Below are 1,085 nucleotides of genomic sequence, written 5' to 3'. Positions count from 1 at the left end.
GCGCTGGGCAGTGCGGCCACCGGCAGGAACTTGTAGGCGAACAGCCCGCCCAGCACGAGGGCGAACGACATCAGAAGGGTGGCGACGGGCCGGCGTATGCAGAATTCGGAGATCATTGGGCGGCCTCGCCGGCGCTGGTCGCCTCGGCCACCTTGGGCGCAGCGGCACCCGCCGTGGTCTTGCCTTCATGCACCGCGGCGCCGTCCTTCAGCCGTGTCTGGCCCTCGGTGACAACCTTCTCACCGCTTTTCAGCCCCTGGCTGATGGCGCTGTTGTCGCCTTCGGTCAGCGCCACCTGCACCGGCCGCATCTCGACCGTGTTGTCCGGCTTGACCACATAGACGAAAGGGCCCTTCTGGCTTGGCTGCACGGCGACGGTAGGAACCGATGTCATCTGCGGCATGATGCCGGCGTCGAGCACGACATTCACATACTGGCCGGGCCATAGCGAAAGGTCGGCATTGGGAATACTTGCCCGCGTCGCGATAGTGCCCGACGCAGTGTCGACGCTGGAGTCGACGAAATCGAGCGTGCCCTTGCCGATCGGCGTCGCGTCACCATCCTTGGTCAGTGTCACCGCGCCCTGCTGCGGATTGGCAAGCGCCTTGTGCAGCAGGGCGAGATTGCTTTCCGGCAGATTGAAGTTGACCTGCAGCGGGTCCATCTGGGTGATGGTCACCAGCGGGGTCGCCGTGCTGCTGTTGCCATTGCTGACGGTGACGAGATCGCCGACGGCGACGCTGACCGCACCCAGCCTGCCGGAAATCGGCGCCGTGATCGTGGCGAAGCCAAGCTGGACATTGTCGGCGTCGATTGTCGCCTTGTCGGCGTCAACGGTCGCAGCGGCAGCCTTCTGCGCGGCGACGGCCTGGTCGTAGGTCTGCTGCGTGCCGGCCTGCTTGGCAACCAGATCCTTGGCGCGCTGGAGATCGGACTGCGAGCTGGCGAGCATCGCCTGATCCTTGGCGAGCGCCGCTTGATCCTTGGCAAGCTGCGCCTTCAGCGCCCGGTCATCGAGCGAGAACAGAACGTCGCCGACCCTGACCATCTGCCCATCCTTGACGTCGATCGAGACGATCTGGCTG

The 1,085-nt window shown here is 65.3% G+C and carries 1 protein-coding gene; it reads right to left on the bottom strand.

Going from position 1 to position 1,085, the window contains the following annotated elements; translation table 11 throughout:
• Positions 1–112 precede the first annotated feature (112 nt).
• A partial coding sequence (locus EN969_RS32440) for an efflux RND transporter periplasmic adaptor subunit (protein WP_127419802.1) occupies positions 113–1,085 on the bottom strand: 973 nt, incomplete at its 5' end.

The sequence above is a fragment of the Mesorhizobium sp. M7A.F.Ca.CA.003.01.2.1 genome, assembly GCF_003998945.1.
Classification (GTDB): Bacteria; Pseudomonadota; Alphaproteobacteria; order Rhizobiales; family Rhizobiaceae; genus Mesorhizobium; species Mesorhizobium ciceri.
The sequence above is the reverse complement of the archived record's forward strand: the minus strand, read 5'-3'. Positions and strand labels throughout refer to the sequence as shown.